At 69.8% G+C, this 14,578-nt stretch carries 15 protein-coding genes; 8 read left to right on the top strand and 7 right to left on the bottom strand.

The features are described from left to right. Positions 1–31: 31 nt before the first annotated feature. The 4 genes from AL346_RS19200 to AL346_RS19190 all read right to left on the bottom strand — a co-directional run bounded on the left by AL346_RS19200 (position 32) and on the right by AL346_RS19190 (position 3,444). On the bottom strand, positions 32–2,197 hold the full coding sequence (locus tag AL346_RS19200) for a xanthine dehydrogenase family protein molybdopterin-binding subunit (protein ID WP_019404347.1): 2,166 nt from the start codon (positions 2,195–2,197) through the stop codon (positions 32–34). 11 nt (positions 2,198–2,208) lie between these two features. After that, positions 2,209–2,676, bottom strand: coding sequence for a (2Fe-2S)-binding protein (locus tag AL346_RS19195; protein ID WP_019404346.1), 468 nt, complete (start codon positions 2,674–2,676; stop codon positions 2,209–2,211). Positions 2,677–2,755: 79 nt separating this feature from the next. Further along, positions 2,756–2,920 (bottom strand): hypothetical protein, encoded by a 165-nt coding sequence (locus AL346_RS25200; protein WP_019404345.1) that lies wholly within the window; start codon positions 2,918–2,920, stop codon positions 2,756–2,758. A gap of 140 nt (positions 2,921–3,060) precedes the next feature. Further along, positions 3,061–3,444 carry a cytochrome c family protein gene (locus AL346_RS19190; protein ID WP_019404344.1) on the bottom strand — a complete coding sequence of 128 codons (384 nt, stop codon included), beginning with the start codon at positions 3,442–3,444 and terminating at the stop codon, positions 3,061–3,063. Between the two features lie 332 nt (positions 3,445–3,776). On the opposite strand from AL346_RS19190, the gene AL346_RS19185 reads away from it, so the two are divergent. Together AL346_RS19185 and AL346_RS19180 are read left to right on the top strand one after the other, a co-directional pair. Then, the gene (locus tag AL346_RS19185) at positions 3,777–4,499 is read left to right on the top strand and encodes a response regulator (RefSeq protein ID WP_019404343.1); all 723 of its coding nucleotides are present in this window, start codon (positions 3,777–3,779) and stop codon (positions 4,497–4,499) included. Continuing rightward, positions 4,496–5,917, top strand: a complete 1,422-nt coding sequence (locus AL346_RS19180) for an ATP-binding protein (RefSeq protein ID WP_019404342.1) — start codon at positions 4,496–4,498, stop codon at positions 5,915–5,917. The genes AL346_RS19185 and AL346_RS19180 overlap by 4 nt, the downstream gene beginning before the upstream one ends. Positions 5,918–5,928: 11 nt before the next feature. Here the strand turns inward: AL346_RS19180 and AL346_RS19175 are convergent, their stop codons facing one another. The 3 genes from AL346_RS19175 to AL346_RS19165 are packed head-to-tail and all read right to left on the bottom strand — an operon-like array spanning position 5,929 to position 8,032. Next, positions 5,929–6,420 carry an isoprenylcysteine carboxyl methyltransferase family protein gene (locus tag AL346_RS19175; RefSeq protein ID WP_019404341.1) on the bottom strand — a complete coding sequence of 164 codons (492 nt, stop codon included), beginning with the start codon at positions 6,418–6,420 and terminating at the stop codon, positions 5,929–5,931. Beyond that, on the bottom strand, positions 6,417–7,463 hold the full coding sequence (locus AL346_RS19170) for a type III polyketide synthase (protein WP_019404340.1): 1,047 nt from the start codon (positions 7,461–7,463) through the stop codon (positions 6,417–6,419). Before AL346_RS19170 ends, AL346_RS19175 begins: the two co-directional genes overlap by 4 nt. Before the next feature lie 53 nt (positions 7,464–7,516). Beyond that, entirely contained in the window at positions 7,517–8,032 is a 516-nt protein-coding gene (locus AL346_RS19165; RefSeq protein ID WP_156332808.1) for a DUF2231 domain-containing protein, read from the bottom strand. A 182-nt stretch (positions 8,033–8,214) separates the two neighbouring features. Here AL346_RS19165 and AL346_RS19160 point away from each other — a divergent pair, with 182 nt between their 5' ends. From AL346_RS19160 to AL346_RS19135, 6 genes are all read left to right on the top strand, one after another. Then, positions 8,215–8,664, top strand: coding sequence for an Rrf2 family transcriptional regulator (locus tag AL346_RS19160; RefSeq protein ID WP_019404338.1), 450 nt, complete (start codon positions 8,215–8,217; stop codon positions 8,662–8,664). 115 nt (positions 8,665–8,779) lie between these two features. Next, a complete protein-coding gene (locus AL346_RS19155; protein ID WP_019404337.1) occupies positions 8,780–9,799 on the top strand; it encodes a sulfate ABC transporter substrate-binding protein in 1,020 nt (339 codons plus the stop codon). Position 9,800: 1 nt separating this feature from the next. Then, positions 9,801–10,661 carry a sulfate ABC transporter permease subunit CysT gene (cysT, locus tag AL346_RS19150; protein ID WP_019404336.1) on the top strand — a complete coding sequence of 287 codons (861 nt, stop codon included), beginning with the start codon at positions 9,801–9,803 and terminating at the stop codon, positions 10,659–10,661. After that, the gene (gene cysW / locus AL346_RS19145) at positions 10,651–11,529 is read left to right on the top strand and encodes a sulfate ABC transporter permease subunit CysW (RefSeq protein WP_019404335.1); all 879 of its coding nucleotides are present in this window, start codon (positions 10,651–10,653) and stop codon (positions 11,527–11,529) included. Before cysT ends, cysW begins: the two co-directional genes overlap by 11 nt. Positions 11,530–11,538: 9 nt before the next feature. Next, the gene (locus AL346_RS19140) at positions 11,539–12,636 is read left to right on the top strand and encodes a sulfate/molybdate ABC transporter ATP-binding protein (RefSeq protein ID WP_019404334.1); all 1,098 of its coding nucleotides are present in this window, start codon (positions 11,539–11,541) and stop codon (positions 12,634–12,636) included. A gap of 107 nt (positions 12,637–12,743) precedes the next feature. Further along, a complete protein-coding gene (locus AL346_RS19135; RefSeq protein WP_019404333.1) occupies positions 12,744–14,477 on the top strand; it encodes an SLC13 family permease in 1,734 nt (577 codons plus the stop codon). The last annotated feature ends 101 nt before the right edge of the window (positions 14,478–14,578 follow it).

Raw genomic sequence — 14,578 nt, 5'->3', positions numbered from 1 at the left:
GATGGCGCGTGGTGGCCACGGACGCCACCGCTCACACGAGCGAGTGGTTCTTCAGCGGCAGCTGACGGATGCGCTTGCCCGTCGCCGCGAAGATGGCGTTGAGCACGGCCGGCGCGGCGACCGCGATGGTCGGCTCGCCGACGCCGCCCCAGAAGCCGCCGGACGGCATGACGATGGTCTCCACCGCCGGCATGTCCGCCATGCGCATTACGTCGTAGGTGTCGAAGTTCTCCTGCTCGATGCGCCCGCCGTTCACGGTGCATTCGCCATAGAGGCAGGCCGAGAGGCCGTAGACGAAGGAACCTTCGACCTGGCGCTCGATCTGGGCCGGATTGACGGCGTGGCCGGGATCGGTCGCCGCGACGATGCGGTGGATCCTGAGCCGGCCATCCGTCACCGAGACCTCCGCCGCCGCCGCCACATAGCTGCCGAAGCCCATGATCTGGCCAAGGCCCCGGTGGCGGCCCTCGGGCGCCGGCTCATCCCAGCCGATGCGCTCGGCTACCGCATTGAGCACCGCGAGGTGCTTCGGATGGTTCGCCATCAGCTTGCGGCGGAAGGCGAGGGGATCCTGCCCGGCCGCATGGGCGAGTTCATCCAGGAAGCACTCGAGATAGATGGCGTTCTGGTTGAGGTTGACGCCCCGCCAGAAGCCGGGCGGCACCGGCGGGTTGCGCATGGCGTGATCGATGAGGAGGTTCGGGATCGTGTAGCCGAGATGCCCTTCCGGGCTGTCGGCCGTGAGCCCCTGGAAGATGATCGGATCCATGCCGTCCTGCATGCGCTGGGGCATGACGGCGGCGAGGATCGACTGGCCCGAGATGCGCATGTGCAAGGCCGTGAGGTTGCCATCGGCATCGAGCGTGCCCGTGAGCTTGCCCTGCGTGACGGGGTGGTAGCGCCCCTGCAGCATGTCCTCCTCGCGCGACCAGATGAGCTTCACCGGCGTGCCGGGGAACTCCTTGGCGATGTGGACGACCTGCGTGACGTAGTCCTGCATGCCGCGCCGGCCGAAGCCGCCGCCGAGGTGGATCTTGTAGACCTCGCACTGGTTGACCGGCAGGCCGGAGGCCTCGGCCGCCGCGGCGAGGCTCGCCTCGCCGTTCTGCGTCGGCACCCACACCTCGCATTTCTCCGGGGTGTAGAGGGCCGTCGCGTTCATCGGCTCCATGGTGGCGTGGTTCTGGTAGGGGAAGCCGTAGACGGCCGAGACGGTCTTCGCCCCGCCGGCGAGCGCCTCGCGCGCGTTGCCCGCCTGGTTGCCGATGAAGGCCTCGTCCGCGTCGAGCCCCTCTTCGAGCATCGAGGCGATGGTGGCGCTGGTGACACCCGTGTTCGGCCCCTCGTCCCAGACGATCGGCAGGGCGTCGAGCGCCGTCTTGGCGCGCCACCAGGTGTCGGCGACGACGGCGACCGCCGTCTCGCCAACCTGCACCACCTTGCGCACGCCGGGCATGTCGGCGACAGCTGCCGCGTCGAAGCTCTGGACCTTGCCGCCGAAGACCGGGCAGGCCTTGATGGCGGCGTTCAGCATGCCGTCGAGCTGGAGATCGGTGCCGTAGATCTGCTTGCCGGTCAGCTTGTCGGCCGTGTCGAGCCGCGGCAGCGGCTGGCCGGCGATGGTCCAGTCCTTCGGGTCCTTCAGCGTCACCTCGGCGGGAGGCGTCATGCGGCCGGCCGCGTCCGCCACCTTGCCGTAGGTGGTCGAGCGGCCGCTCGCGGCATGGGTGATGGTGCCCTTGTCGGTCGTGCATTCGCCGGCCGGCACGCCCCAGTCGGTGGCTGCGGCGGCGATCAGCATCTGCCGGGCGGCGGCGCCGCCCTGGCGCACGTAGTCGTGCGATTCCCGGATGCCGCGGCTGCCGCCGGTCGAGAAGTTGCCCCAGACGCGGCTGCGGGCGAGGTTCTCGCCGGGCGTCGGATATTCGGTGGTCACCCGCGCCCAGTCGCAATCGAGCTCCTCGGCGACGAGCTGGGCGAGGCCGGTGAGGGTGCCCTGGCCCATCTCTGAGCGGGCGATGCGGATCACCACGGTCTCGTCCGGCTTCACCACCACCCAGGCGTTGATCTCGGGCGCGGCGTCGGCGGCGAGCGCCTTGCCGGGTAGGGGCAGGTGGAAGCCGAGGGACAGGCCGCCGAGGGCGGCGGCGGAGCCGACGAGGAAATTGCGGCGCGATACGCTCTGAACGATCGTCATGGTTCGCCTCCTCAGCCGTTGCTCGTGGCGCTGCCGTCGGCCGCGGCCTTGATGGCGGCCCGCACGCGGTTGTAGGTGCCGCAGCGGCAGATGTTGGTGATCTCGGCGTCGATGTCGGCGTCGGTCGGGCTCGGGTTCTGGGCGATGAGCGAGGCGGCGGCCATGATCATGCCCGCCTGGCAGTAGCCGCACTGCGGCACGTCGAGGGCGAGCCAGGCCTTCTGCACGGGGTGCGAGCCGTCGGAAGACAGGCCCTCGATGGTGACGATCTGCTGCTCGGGCTCGATCGCGCTCACCGGCATGACGCAGGAGCGGGTGGCGACGCCGTCGATATGGACCGTGCAGGCGCCGCACTGGGCAACACCGCAGCCGTATTTGGTGCCGGTCAGCCCGGCCTGTTCCCTCAACACCCAGAGCAGGGGCGTATCGGGCTCGACGTCGATGTCACGCTGAGTGCCGTTGATGGTCAGGCGGGCCATGGAGGACTCCTTCGGGCGAAAGGGCGGAGGGCGCCGGCACGCGCCGGTGGGCGACAAGCGCGTGCCGGCCGAGCCGCGATCAGCTCTTCTTGTCGGCCGTGGAGGCCGCGGCGGACTGGGCCGGCGCCTCCTTGTCCACGCCGGCGGACGCCTGCCAGGCGCAGCCCTGCCCCTGGGCAAGGGCTCCGGTGGCGAAGGCGGCGAGCCCGAGGGCGGCGACAGCCGCTGCGATGTGCTTCATCATGGGTTCCTCCAGGGTTGACGAGAGAAGCCTAGGGCGCAGCTGTCGCAGAAGGTTGTCTCTGCCGACGGCTTTTGTCGCGGCCTGTCACGGAATGGGCTCCTCGACACATTCCGTTACATTCGGCGGCCGCGTTCACGGGTTCACTTCGCCGCCGGCAGGTCGCGCAGATAGGCGATGACGGCGGCGCGCTCGCTGTCGTTGCGCAGGGCGACCGTCATCGTGGTGCCGGGCACGCGCCCGCGCGGGTCCGCGAGATAGCTGTCGAGCGTGGTTTCGTCCCAGACGATGTCCGCCGCCTTGAGCGCCTGCGAATAGCGGGCGCCGTCGATGCTGCCCGCATCGCGGCCGAGGACGCCGGCGAGGTGCGGGCCGATGCGGTTCTGCCCGGGGTCGGTGCTGTGGCAGGAGGCGCAGCGGGTGCGGAACAGCCGCTCGCCGTCGGGGGCGGCCTGTTGCGCCGCGGCGGGAAGCGGCACGAGGAACAAGGGGGTAAGGGTGGCGATGGCGATCCTTCGCGCGATCATCCGTTTCCTCTCGCGATTCATGCAGGTGCGCCCGGATACCGGGCTTGGGAGACGCGGCCGCGAGGGAAAGACTGGATGGCGGCCGCCGATCGATGGCCGCAGGATGGGCAGGGCTTGTCGCAGAACTTTGCCGCGGGCCCGCCCTTTTTGTCGCTAAATGTATCGCTGGCCGCGGGTTGCAGGAGCCGGGCCGCATGGACAGCGACGTGCCGCCGGATTGCTGAAGGCGCCCGGCCCGGATCCGCTTTCGGGCTCGTGCGGCTACATTCTGTTACACTTTTTTCGAGCGCGGCAGCGGCCGGCTAACGTATCTAGGGGGCGTGGAGCGCTCCATGGAACCGACACCGCACATCGCCGTCGTCGACGACCATCGCGACATCCGTGATCTCGTCGGCAAGTACCTCGCCCAGCACGGCTATCGCATCAGCGTGGCCGAGAATGCCGCTGCCCTGCGCCGCCTGCTCGAACGCAGCGCGCCTGACCTCGTCGTGCTCGACATCATGATGCCGGGCGAGGACGGGCTCAGCGTCTGCCGGCAGCTGCGCAGCACGACCGACCTGCCGATCATCCTCCTCACGGCCATGGCGGAGGAGACGGACCGCATCATCGGCCTCGAGATCGGCGCCGACGACTATCTGACGAAGCCGTTCAACCCGCGCGAGCTGCTCGCCCGCATCAAGGCGGTGCTGCGGCGCGTCAACAGCCTGCCGCCGCAGCGGCGCGACCGGCTGCAGGCGCGCACGCTGCGTTTCGACCGCTGGGTGCTCAATGTCGGGCGGCGCGAGATCGTCGGCGAGGACGGCGTCGCGATTGCCCTGAGCACGGCCGAGTTCCGCCTGCTCAAGGCCTTTCTCGACCATGTCGGCATGGTCTTGAGCCGCGACCAGCTGCTCGACCTGACGGTGGGGCGCGTGGCCGAGAGCTTCGACCGCAGCATCGACAACCAGGTCAGCCGCCTGCGCAAGAAGATCGAATCCGATCCGAAGAACCCGATGCTGATCAAGACCCATTGGGGTGGCGGCTACAGTTTCGCCGCCGAAGTGGAGGAGGCATGAGCCGCTTGTGGGCGCGCAGCCTCGCTGCCCAGATCATCGTCCTGATGCTGCTGGCGCTCGCCTTGTCGCAGGGAATCGGCTTCCTGATCTCCTGGGACGAGCGCAGCCAGGCGCTGAAGGCCGCGGCCAAGAGCGAGTTCTTGAGCCGCGCGGCCTCGCTCGCCCGCGTGCTCGAGGCGACGCCCGCTTCGCTCAAGGAGGACATCCTGAGCGCCAGCGCCACGGCCTATACGCGCTTCTGGGTCTCGGGTGACGAGCCGGCGGACACGCTTGCCTGGCAGCGCGACGCGCAGAGGCGGCTCGCCACGCCCTTGCCGACCCTGATGCGCCGCCCGAAGGCGCCGCCGACGCCGCAGGGCGTCGAGGAGGTGAGGGCGGGCAACATCGCCGCCATCGCCGCAGACGCACCGGGCCCCTGGGTCAACCTGCCGGCCCATGCCTGGCCGCTGTCGCGGCCGGCGAAGTTCCTCTATTTCGACGACGGCAACGGCATGGGGCTCGCCGTGGGGCTCGACACCGGCACATGGCTCAACGCGGCCTATGCCAAGTCCATGCCGGGCTCGATCTGGACCTCGCAGTCGATGGTCTCGCTCGCCATCACCGCCGGGGTGCTGTCGGTCATCGCCATCGTCGTCGCGCGCGGCATCGCCCGGCCCATGCGCCGGCTCGCGGTTGCGGCGGAGGCCCTCGGGCGCGGGGAATCCGTGCCGCCGCTGCCGGAATCCGGGCCGGACGACATCCGCCAGACGGCGGTTGCCTTCAACCGCATGCAGGAGCGCCTGCAGCGCTTCGTCGAGGATCGCACGCGCATGCTCGCGGCCATCGGCCACGACCTGCGCACGCCGCTGACGTCGCTCAGGCTGCGCGCCGAATTCGTCTCCGACACCGAGGTGCAGGAGAAGATGCTGAACACGATCGGCGAGATGCAGACCATGACGGAAGCGGCGCTCGCCTTCGCCCGCGAGGAAGCGACCGTCGAGGCGACGCGCACGGTCGATCTCTCGGCGCTCGTGGAAAGCCTGTGCGACGACCTCGCCGAGCTCGGCCAGGACGTCACCTTCGTCGATGGCGCCAGGATCCGATACCGCTGCCGGCCCGACGCGCTGCGCCGGGCCATCCGCAACCTCGTCGAGAATGCCGTCCGCTACGGCGAGCGCGCGCGTGTCCACCTCGACCGCTCGGGCGAGAACATCGATATCGTCATCGAGGACGACGGGCCGGGCATCCCGCGCGAGGATGTGGAGCGCGTCTTCGCCCCCTTCTTCCGCATGGAGCGCTCGCGCAACCGCGAGACCGGCGGGGTCGGCCTCGGCCTGTCGATCGCCCGCGCCATCGCCCGCCATCATGGCGGCGACGTCGTGCTCACCAACCGCCAGCGCGGTCTCAGGGCGGTCATCAGCCTGCCGCGGGTCGGCTGAGGCAGCCGCCGTCAGGCCACCGAACGCAGGGCGGCGTTCTCGGCGCGGATGCGGATGGCGAGAACGGCGGCGTTGAGCAGCGAGAAAACGAGCGCATACCAGCCGAGACCGAAGACGAGCGGCAGCACGGCGATCTCGGCCGCGACCACCGCGTAGTTCGGATGCGCCATGAGGCGGAAGGGGCCGGAGCGGACGAGCGGCGTTCCGTGCAGGACGATGATGCGCGTCGTCCATCGCTCCCCGAGCGTCGCGATGATCCAGATGCGCAGCCCCTGCAGGGCAAGGAAGACGGCGAGCCAGGGCAGTGCGAGCGGCGCGTCGCGGGCGAGGAGCCAGAGCCCCGCGAGCCAGGCGGCATGCAGCAGCACGATGAGCGGATAATGGCCGGCCGCGTGCTCGCGGCCGCCGCGAGCGAGGAGGCGGCGCGTGTTGCGCCGGGCGAGCCACAGCTCTGCGAGCCGCTGGGCGGTGACGAGGGCGAGGATGACGACCGCCGGCGTCATGCGGCGCGCAGCGCGACGCAGCTCGCCGAAAAGCCCGGTCCCATGGAGGTGAGGGCGGCGCGCGGCGGCAGGCCGCGGGCGAGGATGCGCTCCAGCACGAAGAAGACGGTGGGGGCGGACATGTTGCCGTAGCCGGCGAGGACGTCGCGCTCCGCATCGAGGCTGCCGGGCGCGAGCCCGAGGGAGGCTTCCAGCGCCGTGACCACCTTGGCGCCGCCCGGATGGCAGATGAAACGGTCGATGTCGGTGAGCGCCAGGCCGCCGCGCGCCAGGACGGCACCGATGGCGGTGGCGGCATTCTCCTCGGCGAAGGGCGGGATCGAGCGGTCGAAGATGACCCCGAAGCCCTCCGTCTCGACCTTCCAGCCCATGATGTCGAGCGTGTCCGGCCAGGTGTGCTGGCCCGAGGCCTCGATGACGGCGAGCCCGTCGCGGTCCGCGGCGAGGACGCAGGCGGCCGCCCCGTCGCCGAAGAGGGCGGTGGCGACGATGTTTTCCTTCGTCAGCTTGTCGAGCCGGAAGGCGAGGCTGCAGAGCTCGACGGTCACCATGAGCACGACCTCGCCGGGGCGGGAGCCGGCAAGGCGTGCCGCCACCGACAGGCCCGAGGTGCCGCCGGCGCAGCCGAGGCCGAAGAGCGGCACGCGCTCGACATCCGGCCGCAGCCCGAGCCGACCGGCGACACGGGCTTCGAGCGTCGGCGTGGCAATGCCCGTCGAGGAGACGGTGACCACGGTGCCGACGTCCTGCGGCGCGATCCCGGCCCTCGCGAGCGCGGTCCCGGCGGCTTCCACGAAAAGGTCGCAGGCCATGTCGAGATAGGCCGCGTTACGCTCGGCCCAGCCGCGCGGTTTGAGGAACCACTGGAGGGGCCGCGTGACGTGGCGCTTGGTGATGCCGGCCGTGTGGAAGACTGCGGCGAGCGGCGCAAAGTCGGGCATCTGCGGGGCGAAGACCTCGCAGGCGGCGCGCGCGATCTCCTCCTGGGAGAGGGTGTAGGGCGGGACGGCGGTGGCGGTCGACAACAGGCTGACATTGGCCATGGCGGACTCCGGTCACCCCGTTGCCGAGCGTTGATCGCGGCGAGGCTCGGCGCCTATTCGGCCGGATGTCCCTGGGGAGTTCCCGGGGGAGCTTCCTGGGGAGCGCCGAGCCTGCGGGTGACGCCGATGCCGTGGCGATAGGTCATCTCGCCGCCGAGCCAGCCGGTGACGCCGAGGCCGAGGACGACGACGGCGGACAGTGCGAGACCAGCCGGGACGACGGCCGCCTCGGGGGCACCCGTCCGAATATAGACGTTCACGCCTGTCAGGACGAGGACGGCGAGGTTGCCGAGGCCGTGCGCCCAGGCGATGCCGAGCCGACGTGCGCGGCGGACGCCGAGAAGTTCCACCAGGCCCGCGGCGCCGGCGAGGACACCGGTGACGCCACCGCCGACGAGCAGCCAATAGGCCCCTCGTGCCCAGAAGGGATCCTGGGTCATGGCAAAGACGATGTCGGCGACCAGCGCGCCCATCAGCAGGCCGATGGGCAAGGGGACGAGCAGAGGGTGGATCGGATGGCGCCCGACGGCAGCGGCGCTGCCGCTTCCCGTTGCATAATGCGGATCCATCGCGTCCTCCTGCGGCTTCGACATTGTTCCGCCATCCAACGGTCGGGCTCCCGCCTATGTTCCCGGATGGCGCGCCAGCGGGTCACGGGCCCCTTGATCGAAAGACGACCGAAGCGATAGAGAATAAGGATGGATCGTGCGCTCCCGCAGAGCGCACCTGCCCGGAGGCATCCGACGCCACGATGATCTCGCAGAAGGCCAAATATGCCCTGAGAGCTCTCGTCGCCCTCGCCAAGGCGGACGAGCCGGGCGGCTCGCGCATGATCGGCGACATCGCGGAGGAGGAGCGCATTCCGCGCAAGTTCCTCGAGCAGATCCTCCTCGATCTCAAGCATCACGGCATCGTGGCGAGCCGCCGGGGAAAATTCGGCGGCTACATGCTTCTGAAGCGGGCGGACGAGATCACGTTCGGCGAGATCCTGCGCATCGTCGACGGGCCGATCGCGCCGCTGCCCTGCCTCAGCCGCATCGCCTACCGGCGCTGCGAAGATTGCCGGGACGAGCAAGCCTGCGAGATCCGCCGGGTCTTCGCCCGCGTCGCCACGGCCACACGCGAGGTTCTCGACGGCACCACGATCGCTGACAGCCTCGCGGAAGAGGTGCCGGACGGCCTGCGGCACCTCGCAAGCTAGGCTGGCGGGCGGTTGCACATAATATTTTGTAGATTGAAGGGACTTGATCGCGGCGGGAAGTTGAATTCCAATACACGACTAATCCGATAGGGATTAGGAAGTGCGGAGACATCTCATGGCCAACCGCAACACGTTTCTGTTCACCGCCGCTCTCGCCACCATGGTCCAGTTCGGTGGCATCGGTATGGCGCTCGCCGACACCACCATCCTCAACGTCTCCTATGATCCGACGCGCGAGCTCTACCGGGCGTTCAATGCCGCTTTCGCCGAGAAGTGGAAGGCGGATACGGGCGAAACGGTGACGATCCGCACCTCGCACGGCGGCTCCGGCGCCCAGGCGCGGGCCGTCATAGACGGGCTCGAGGCGGACGTCGTCAGCCTCGCGCTCGAAGCGGACATTGACGCCATCGCGCAGCGCACCGGCAAGATCCCGCCGGACTGGCGCGGGCGGCTCGCCAACAACAGCGCGCCCTACAGCTCGACCATCGTCTTCCTGGTGCGCAAGGGCAATCCCAAGGGGATCAAGGACTGGGGCGACCTGGTGAAGGACGGCGTCGAGGTCATCACGCCCAATCCGAAGACCTCGGGCGGCGCGCGCTGGAATTTCCTCGCCGCCTGGGCCTACGCGCGCGAAGCCTTCGGCGGCGACGAGGCCAAGGTCCAGGCCTTTGTCACGGAACTCTTCCGCCACGTGCCCGTGCTCGACACCGGGGCGCGCGGCTCGACGACGACCTTCGTGCAGCGCGGCCTCGGCGACGTGCTGCTCGCCTGGGAGAACGAGGCGTTCCTCTCGCTCGAGGAACTCGGGCCGGACGCCTTCGAGATCGTCGTGCCGTCGATCTCGATCAAGGCCGAGCCTCCGGTCGCTCTCGTCGACGGCAATGTCGATGCCAAGGGCACGCGCAAGGTCGCCGAGGCCTATCTCGACTATCTTTATTCGGATGTCGGCCAGCGGCTGGCGGCGAAGCACTTCTACCGCCCCTCCAAGCCGGAGGCCGCCGATCCTGAGGATCTCAAGCGCTTCCCCGAGGTGAAGCTCGTCACTATCGACGACTTCGGCGGCTGGAAGGAGGTGCAGCCGCGCTTCTTCGGCGACGGCGGCATCTTCGACCAGGTCTACAAGCCGAGGCGCTGACATGTCGCTCGTGCTTGCCGCTCCCCGCTGGCGCTGGCGCCGGCCGAGCGTCCTGCCCGGCTTCGGGCTGACGCTCGGCTTCGCCCTCGTCTATCTCTCGCTCATCGTCCTCATCCCGCTCGCCGGCGTCGTCTGGCGCTCGGCGTCTCTGGGGTGGCCGCAGTTCTGGGCGATCGCTACGGACGAGCGCACCGTTCAGGCGCTGAAGATCAGCTTCGGCGCCTCGCTCGTCGCGGCGTCGGTCAATGTCGTCTTCGGCGTCATCGTGGCCTGGGTCCTGGTGCGCTACCGCTTTCCCGGCCGACGCATCGTCGATGCCGCGGTCGACCTGCCGTTTGCCCTGCCGACGGCCGTCGCCGGCATCGCGCTGACTGCGATCTACGCGCCCAACGGCTGGATCGGCGCGCCGCTCGTCGCGCTCGGCTTCAAGGTCGCCTTCACGCCTGTCGGCATCGTCATCGCGCTCGTCTTCATTGGCCTGCCTTTCGTCGTGCGGACGGTGCAGCCGGTGATGGAGGAGATCGACCGCGAGGTCGAGGAGGTCGCGGCGACGCTCGGCGCGCGCCGCTGGCAGACCATCTCCCGCGTGCTCCTGCCGGGCCTCGCACCATCGATCCTGACGGGCTTCGCGCTCGCCTTCGCGCGCGCCGTCGGCGAATACGGCTCGGTGATCTTCATCGCCGGCAACATCCCCTATGTGTCGGAGATCGCACCGCTCCTCATCGTCATCCGGCTCGAGGAATACGACTATCCGGCGGCGACGGCGATCGCGGCGGTCATGCTCGCCATCTCCTTCGTGATGCTGCTCGTCATCAACCTCGTGCAGGCCTGGAGCCGCAGGAGATTCGGCTATGGCGCTTGATATCGACGCCCCCGCCGCCACCGTGCCGCTGCGGCCGACGACAGAGACCCCGCTCGCCCGCGGCATCCTGATCGCCGTGGCCCTCGCCTTTCTCGCCTTCTTTCTCTTCCTGCCGCTCGTCATCGTCTTCGTCGAGGCGTTCAGGAGGGGCGCCGGCGTCTTCCTCGCGGCTCTGGCCGAGCCGGAGACGCTCGCCGCCATCCGGCTGACGCTCCTCGTCGCCGCCATCTCCGTGCCTTGCAACCTCGTCTTCGGCGTCGCGGCGGCCTGGGCCATCGCCAAGTTCGAGTTCAAGGGCAAGGCCTTCCTGACGACGCTGATCGACCTGCCGTTCTCGGTCTCGCCGGTCATCGCCGGCCTCGTCTACGTGCTGCTCTTCGGTGCCGGCAGCGCGCTCGGGCCCTGGCTCAAGAGCCATGGCATCGAGATCCTCTTCGCCGTGCCGGGCATCGTGCTCGCCACGATCTTCGTGACCTTCCCCTTCGTCGCGCGCGAGCTGATCCCGCTCATGCAGGAGCAGGGCACCGGCGACGAGGAGGCGGCCATCGCGCTCGGCGCCTCGGGCTGGCAGACCTTCTGGTACGTCACCCTGCCCAACATCAAGTGGGGCCTGCTCTACGGCGTCTTGCTCTGCAACGCGCGCGCCATGGGCGAATTCGGCGCGGTCTCGGTCGTCTCCGGTCACGTGCGCGGCCTCACCAACACGATGCCGCTGCAGGTCGAGATCCTCTACAACGAGTACAATTTCGTCGCGGCCTTCGCCGTCGCCTCGCTGCTCGCCCTGCTGGCGCTCGTGACCCTCGTCCTCAAGACCATCCTCGAAATGCGCTACGGCCACGCCATCGCCGGCGCCGCGGCCCCGCATTAGGAGCGAGCCATGGACCTTTCCATCCGAAACGTCAGCAAGGCCTTCGAGCAGTTCCCGGCGCTGCGGGACGTCTCGCTCGACATCCACTCGGGCGAGCTCGTGGCGCTGCTCGGCCCGTCCGGTTCCGGCAAGACGACGCTGCTGCGCCTCATTGCCGGCCTCGAACGGCCGACGCGCGGCGCCATCTTCTTCGGCGGCGAGGATGCCTCGCGCCGCAGCGTGCAGGAGCGCAACGTCGGCTTCGTCTTCCAGCACTACGCCCTGTTCCGGCACATGAGCGTGGCGGACAACATCGCCTTCGGCCTCAAGGTGCGGCCGGCGGCCACCCGGCCGTCGGACCGGGAGATCCGCCGCCGGGCGTCGGAGCTGCTCGATCTCGTGCAGCTCACGGGGCTGGAGGGGCGCTATCCGCACCAGCTCTCGGGCGGCCAGCGCCAGCGCGTGGCGCTCGCCCGCGCGCTCGCCATCGAGCCGCAGGTGCTGCTTCTCGACGAGCCTTTCGGCGCGCTCGACGCCCAGGTGCGGCGCGAATTGCGGCGCTGGCTGCGCGAGATCCACGATGCCACCGGCCACACCAGCCTCTTCGTGACGCACGACCAGGAGGAGGCGCTCGAACTCGCCGACCGCGTCGTCGTGATGAGCGAGGGGCGCATCGAGCAGGTGGGCACCGCCGACGAGGTCTACGACCGGCCGACGTCGCCCTTCGTCTATGGCTTCATCGGGGAATCGAGCGCGCTGCCCGCCCGGATCGAGCACGGCACGATCTGGCTCGACGACCGCACGACGGGGCTGAAGACCGACGGGGCGCCGGACGGGCAGGGGTCTCTCTACTTCCGTCCCCACGACGTCGTTCTCGTCGACGGCTGCGGCGGCTGCATCGCCGGCGTCGTCTCCGCCGTGCGCCGCGTCGCCGGCAACCGGCGCGTGGAGCTCGCCGTCGGCGGCGGTCGGGAACGCGTCGAGATCGAGCTGCCGGCCGACCAGCCGGTCGCGCTCGGCGGGCGCATCGCCTTCCGGCCGACGAAGTGGCGCTTCTATTCCGATGCCGCGGCGGCCGCGGAGACGGCCGAAGCAGTGCCGCCGGCCTATGCGCTGACAGGCAGCTGACCGCACCTTCGTCGCAGCCGCATCGCGCCCGGGCCGTGCCCCGTGCTATCGGTGCGATCGACGGCGTTCGTCCGTCAACGGCGGGGCGGCATGCGGGGCAGCACGGCATGAGTTTCGAGCAGGCGGGCATCCTTCTTCTCCTCGTCGGCATGCTCGTCGTCTTCGCGCTCGACAGGCTGCGCATGGAGGTGGTGGCGCTGTCGGGCCTGGGGCTCGCCGCGCTCGCCGGGCTGTTGCCTGCCCCGGCCATTTTCTCGGGCCTCTCCAGCCCGGCCTTCGTGACGGTGGTCGAGCTTCTGCTGATCGCGCAGGTGCTCGGTCGTTCCGGCCTCTTCTCGGGGCTCGCCGGCCGCATCAGCGCCGCGGGGTGGAGCACCCGCAGCACGAGCGCCATCCTGTGCGCCGTGACGGCGGTCATCTCCGTCTTCATGAACAACATCGCCGCACTGGCGCTGATGATCCCCGTCGTCTTCAGCGTCTGCCGGGCCACGGCGCTCGATCCGCGCCGGGTGTTGATGCCGGTCGGATTCGCGGCGCTCCTCGGCGGCCTGTGCTCGCTCAGCGGCACGCCGGCCAACCTGATCGTCTCCCAGCAGCTCGGCGAACGCACCGGCCGGGCCTTCGCCTTCTTCGACTTCGCCTATGCTGGCGTGCCCGTCATGCTGGCCGGGGTGATCGTGACGGTGTTCTGGGCCGGGCGGGCGCTGCGCGACGGGGGCGCCGGCATGCCGGGCCATCCGGGGCAGATGCGGCGGCGGGTCGTCACCGAAGCCGTCATCCCGCCGGGCTCGGCCTTCGTCGGCACGGCCGTCGCGGCGCTGCCGGCCAGGGTGCATGCCCTGATCCGCAATGACCGCCACGTGCTGCGGCGTCCCGAGGCGCAGCTCGAGGTAGGCGACATCCTGCTGCTCGAGGCCGAGAGCACCCGCGTCAGTGACTGGATCGCCGAAGGCATGCTGGCCCGCCTGCCGTTCTCCGCCCCGCTGACGGGCAGGCCCGAGCGGGTCGAGGCGGTGATCATGCCCGAGAGCACGCTCGTCGGCTCGCGCCTGCGCTCGCTGGAGAGCTTCCACAGCCGGGGCATCCGCATCCTGGCCGTCGCCGCGCAGACGCCGCGCATCGAGGGCCGCTTCGACGACCTGCAGCTCAGCATCGGCGACATCCTCTATCTCGAAGGTGATCGCGACGCGATCGACGAGGCCGTGGAGGAGACGGAGCTGCTGTCCCTCTGGCCGACGCCGCAACGCCCGGAGGACGGCGGCACGTCCCGCCTGCCGCTCGGCGTCTTCGCGGCGGGGGTCGTCGCGTGCATTCTCGGCGCCGCCCCGCCGCTCGCCTTCGGCGGCGTCGTCCTTGTGCTGGCGGCGGCCGGCAGCCTCAACCTGCGGCGCGGCCTTGCCGAACTCGACTGGCCGATCCTGATCATGCTGGCGGCCATGATCCCGCTCGGCCAGGCGGTGGAGACCACAGGCGCTGCGGCGGTGCTCGCCGACGGCCTCATGCATGCCCTGCCGGGCGAGCACCCGCTCGTGATGATCGGTGCCGTGCTCCTGCTGGCGGTCGTCGTCACGCCCTTCGTCAACAATGCCTCGACGGCGATCGTCCTTGCGCCCATCGCCATGAACATCGCCGGCGCTGCTGCCCTGCCGCCGGAGCCCTTCCTGATCGCCGTCGCCCTCGGCGCCTCGATCGACTTCCTGACGCCGGTGGGGCACCACAACAACACCATCGTCATGGGCATCGCCGGCTATCGCTTCGCCGATTTCCTGCGCATCGGCTGGCCGGCGACGCTCGCGGCCTGCGCGACGGCCATTCTCGCCATCCCCTTTTTCTGGATGTGAGGTTATCGCCAACGAGCAGCGGGTGCCGACGTCCGTCTTGGCGTTTGGCACCGGCGCCGCTATCTTGGAATCAATCCAATCCAAGCTAGCGGGGATGCCGT

It is taken from the genome of Chelatococcus sp. CO-6 (genome assembly GCF_001271345.1).
Taxonomy (GTDB): Bacteria; Pseudomonadota; Alphaproteobacteria; order Rhizobiales; family Beijerinckiaceae; genus Chelatococcus_A; species Chelatococcus_A caeni.
Note: the sequence above shows the minus strand (reverse complement) of the source record. Positions and strands in the feature narration are given on the sequence as shown.

Excerpts from the sequence above, each read along its gene's own strand:
- AL346_RS19200 (WP_019404347.1), bottom strand. The coding sequence starts at position 2,197 with ATGACGATCGTTCAGAGCGTATCGCGCCGCAATTTCCTCGTCGGCTCC.
- AL346_RS19195 (WP_019404346.1), bottom strand. The coding sequence starts at position 2,676 with ATGGCCCGCCTGACCATCAACGGCACTCAGCGTGACATCGACGTCGAG.
- AL346_RS25200 (WP_019404345.1), bottom strand. The coding sequence starts at position 2,920 with ATGATGAAGCACATCGCAGCGGCTGTCGCCGCCCTCGGGCTCGCCGCC.
- AL346_RS19190 (WP_019404344.1), bottom strand. The coding sequence starts at position 3,444 with ATGATCGCGCGAAGGATCGCCATCGCCACCCTTACCCCCTTGTTCCTC.
- AL346_RS19185 (WP_019404343.1), top strand. The coding sequence starts at position 3,777 with ATGGAACCGACACCGCACATCGCCGTCGTCGACGACCATCGCGACATC.
- AL346_RS19180 (WP_019404342.1), top strand. The coding sequence starts at position 4,496 with ATGAGCCGCTTGTGGGCGCGCAGCCTCGCTGCCCAGATCATCGTCCTG.
- AL346_RS19175 (WP_019404341.1), bottom strand. The coding sequence starts at position 6,420 with ATGACGCCGGCGGTCGTCATCCTCGCCCTCGTCACCGCCCAGCGGCTC.
- AL346_RS19170 (WP_019404340.1), bottom strand. The coding sequence starts at position 7,463 with ATGGCCAATGTCAGCCTGTTGTCGACCGCCACCGCCGTCCCGCCCTAC.
- AL346_RS19165 (WP_156332808.1), bottom strand. The coding sequence starts at position 8,032 with ATGGATCCGCATTATGCAACGGGAAGCGGCAGCGCCGCTGCCGTCGGG.
- AL346_RS19160 (WP_019404338.1), top strand. The coding sequence starts at position 8,215 with ATGATCTCGCAGAAGGCCAAATATGCCCTGAGAGCTCTCGTCGCCCTC.
- AL346_RS19155 (WP_019404337.1), top strand. The coding sequence starts at position 8,780 with ATGGCCAACCGCAACACGTTTCTGTTCACCGCCGCTCTCGCCACCATG.
- cysT (WP_019404336.1), top strand. The coding sequence starts at position 9,801 with ATGTCGCTCGTGCTTGCCGCTCCCCGCTGGCGCTGGCGCCGGCCGAGC.
- cysW (WP_019404335.1), top strand. The coding sequence starts at position 10,651 with ATGGCGCTTGATATCGACGCCCCCGCCGCCACCGTGCCGCTGCGGCCG.
- AL346_RS19140 (WP_019404334.1), top strand. The coding sequence starts at position 11,539 with ATGGACCTTTCCATCCGAAACGTCAGCAAGGCCTTCGAGCAGTTCCCG.
- AL346_RS19135 (WP_019404333.1), top strand. The coding sequence starts at position 12,744 with ATGAGTTTCGAGCAGGCGGGCATCCTTCTTCTCCTCGTCGGCATGCTC.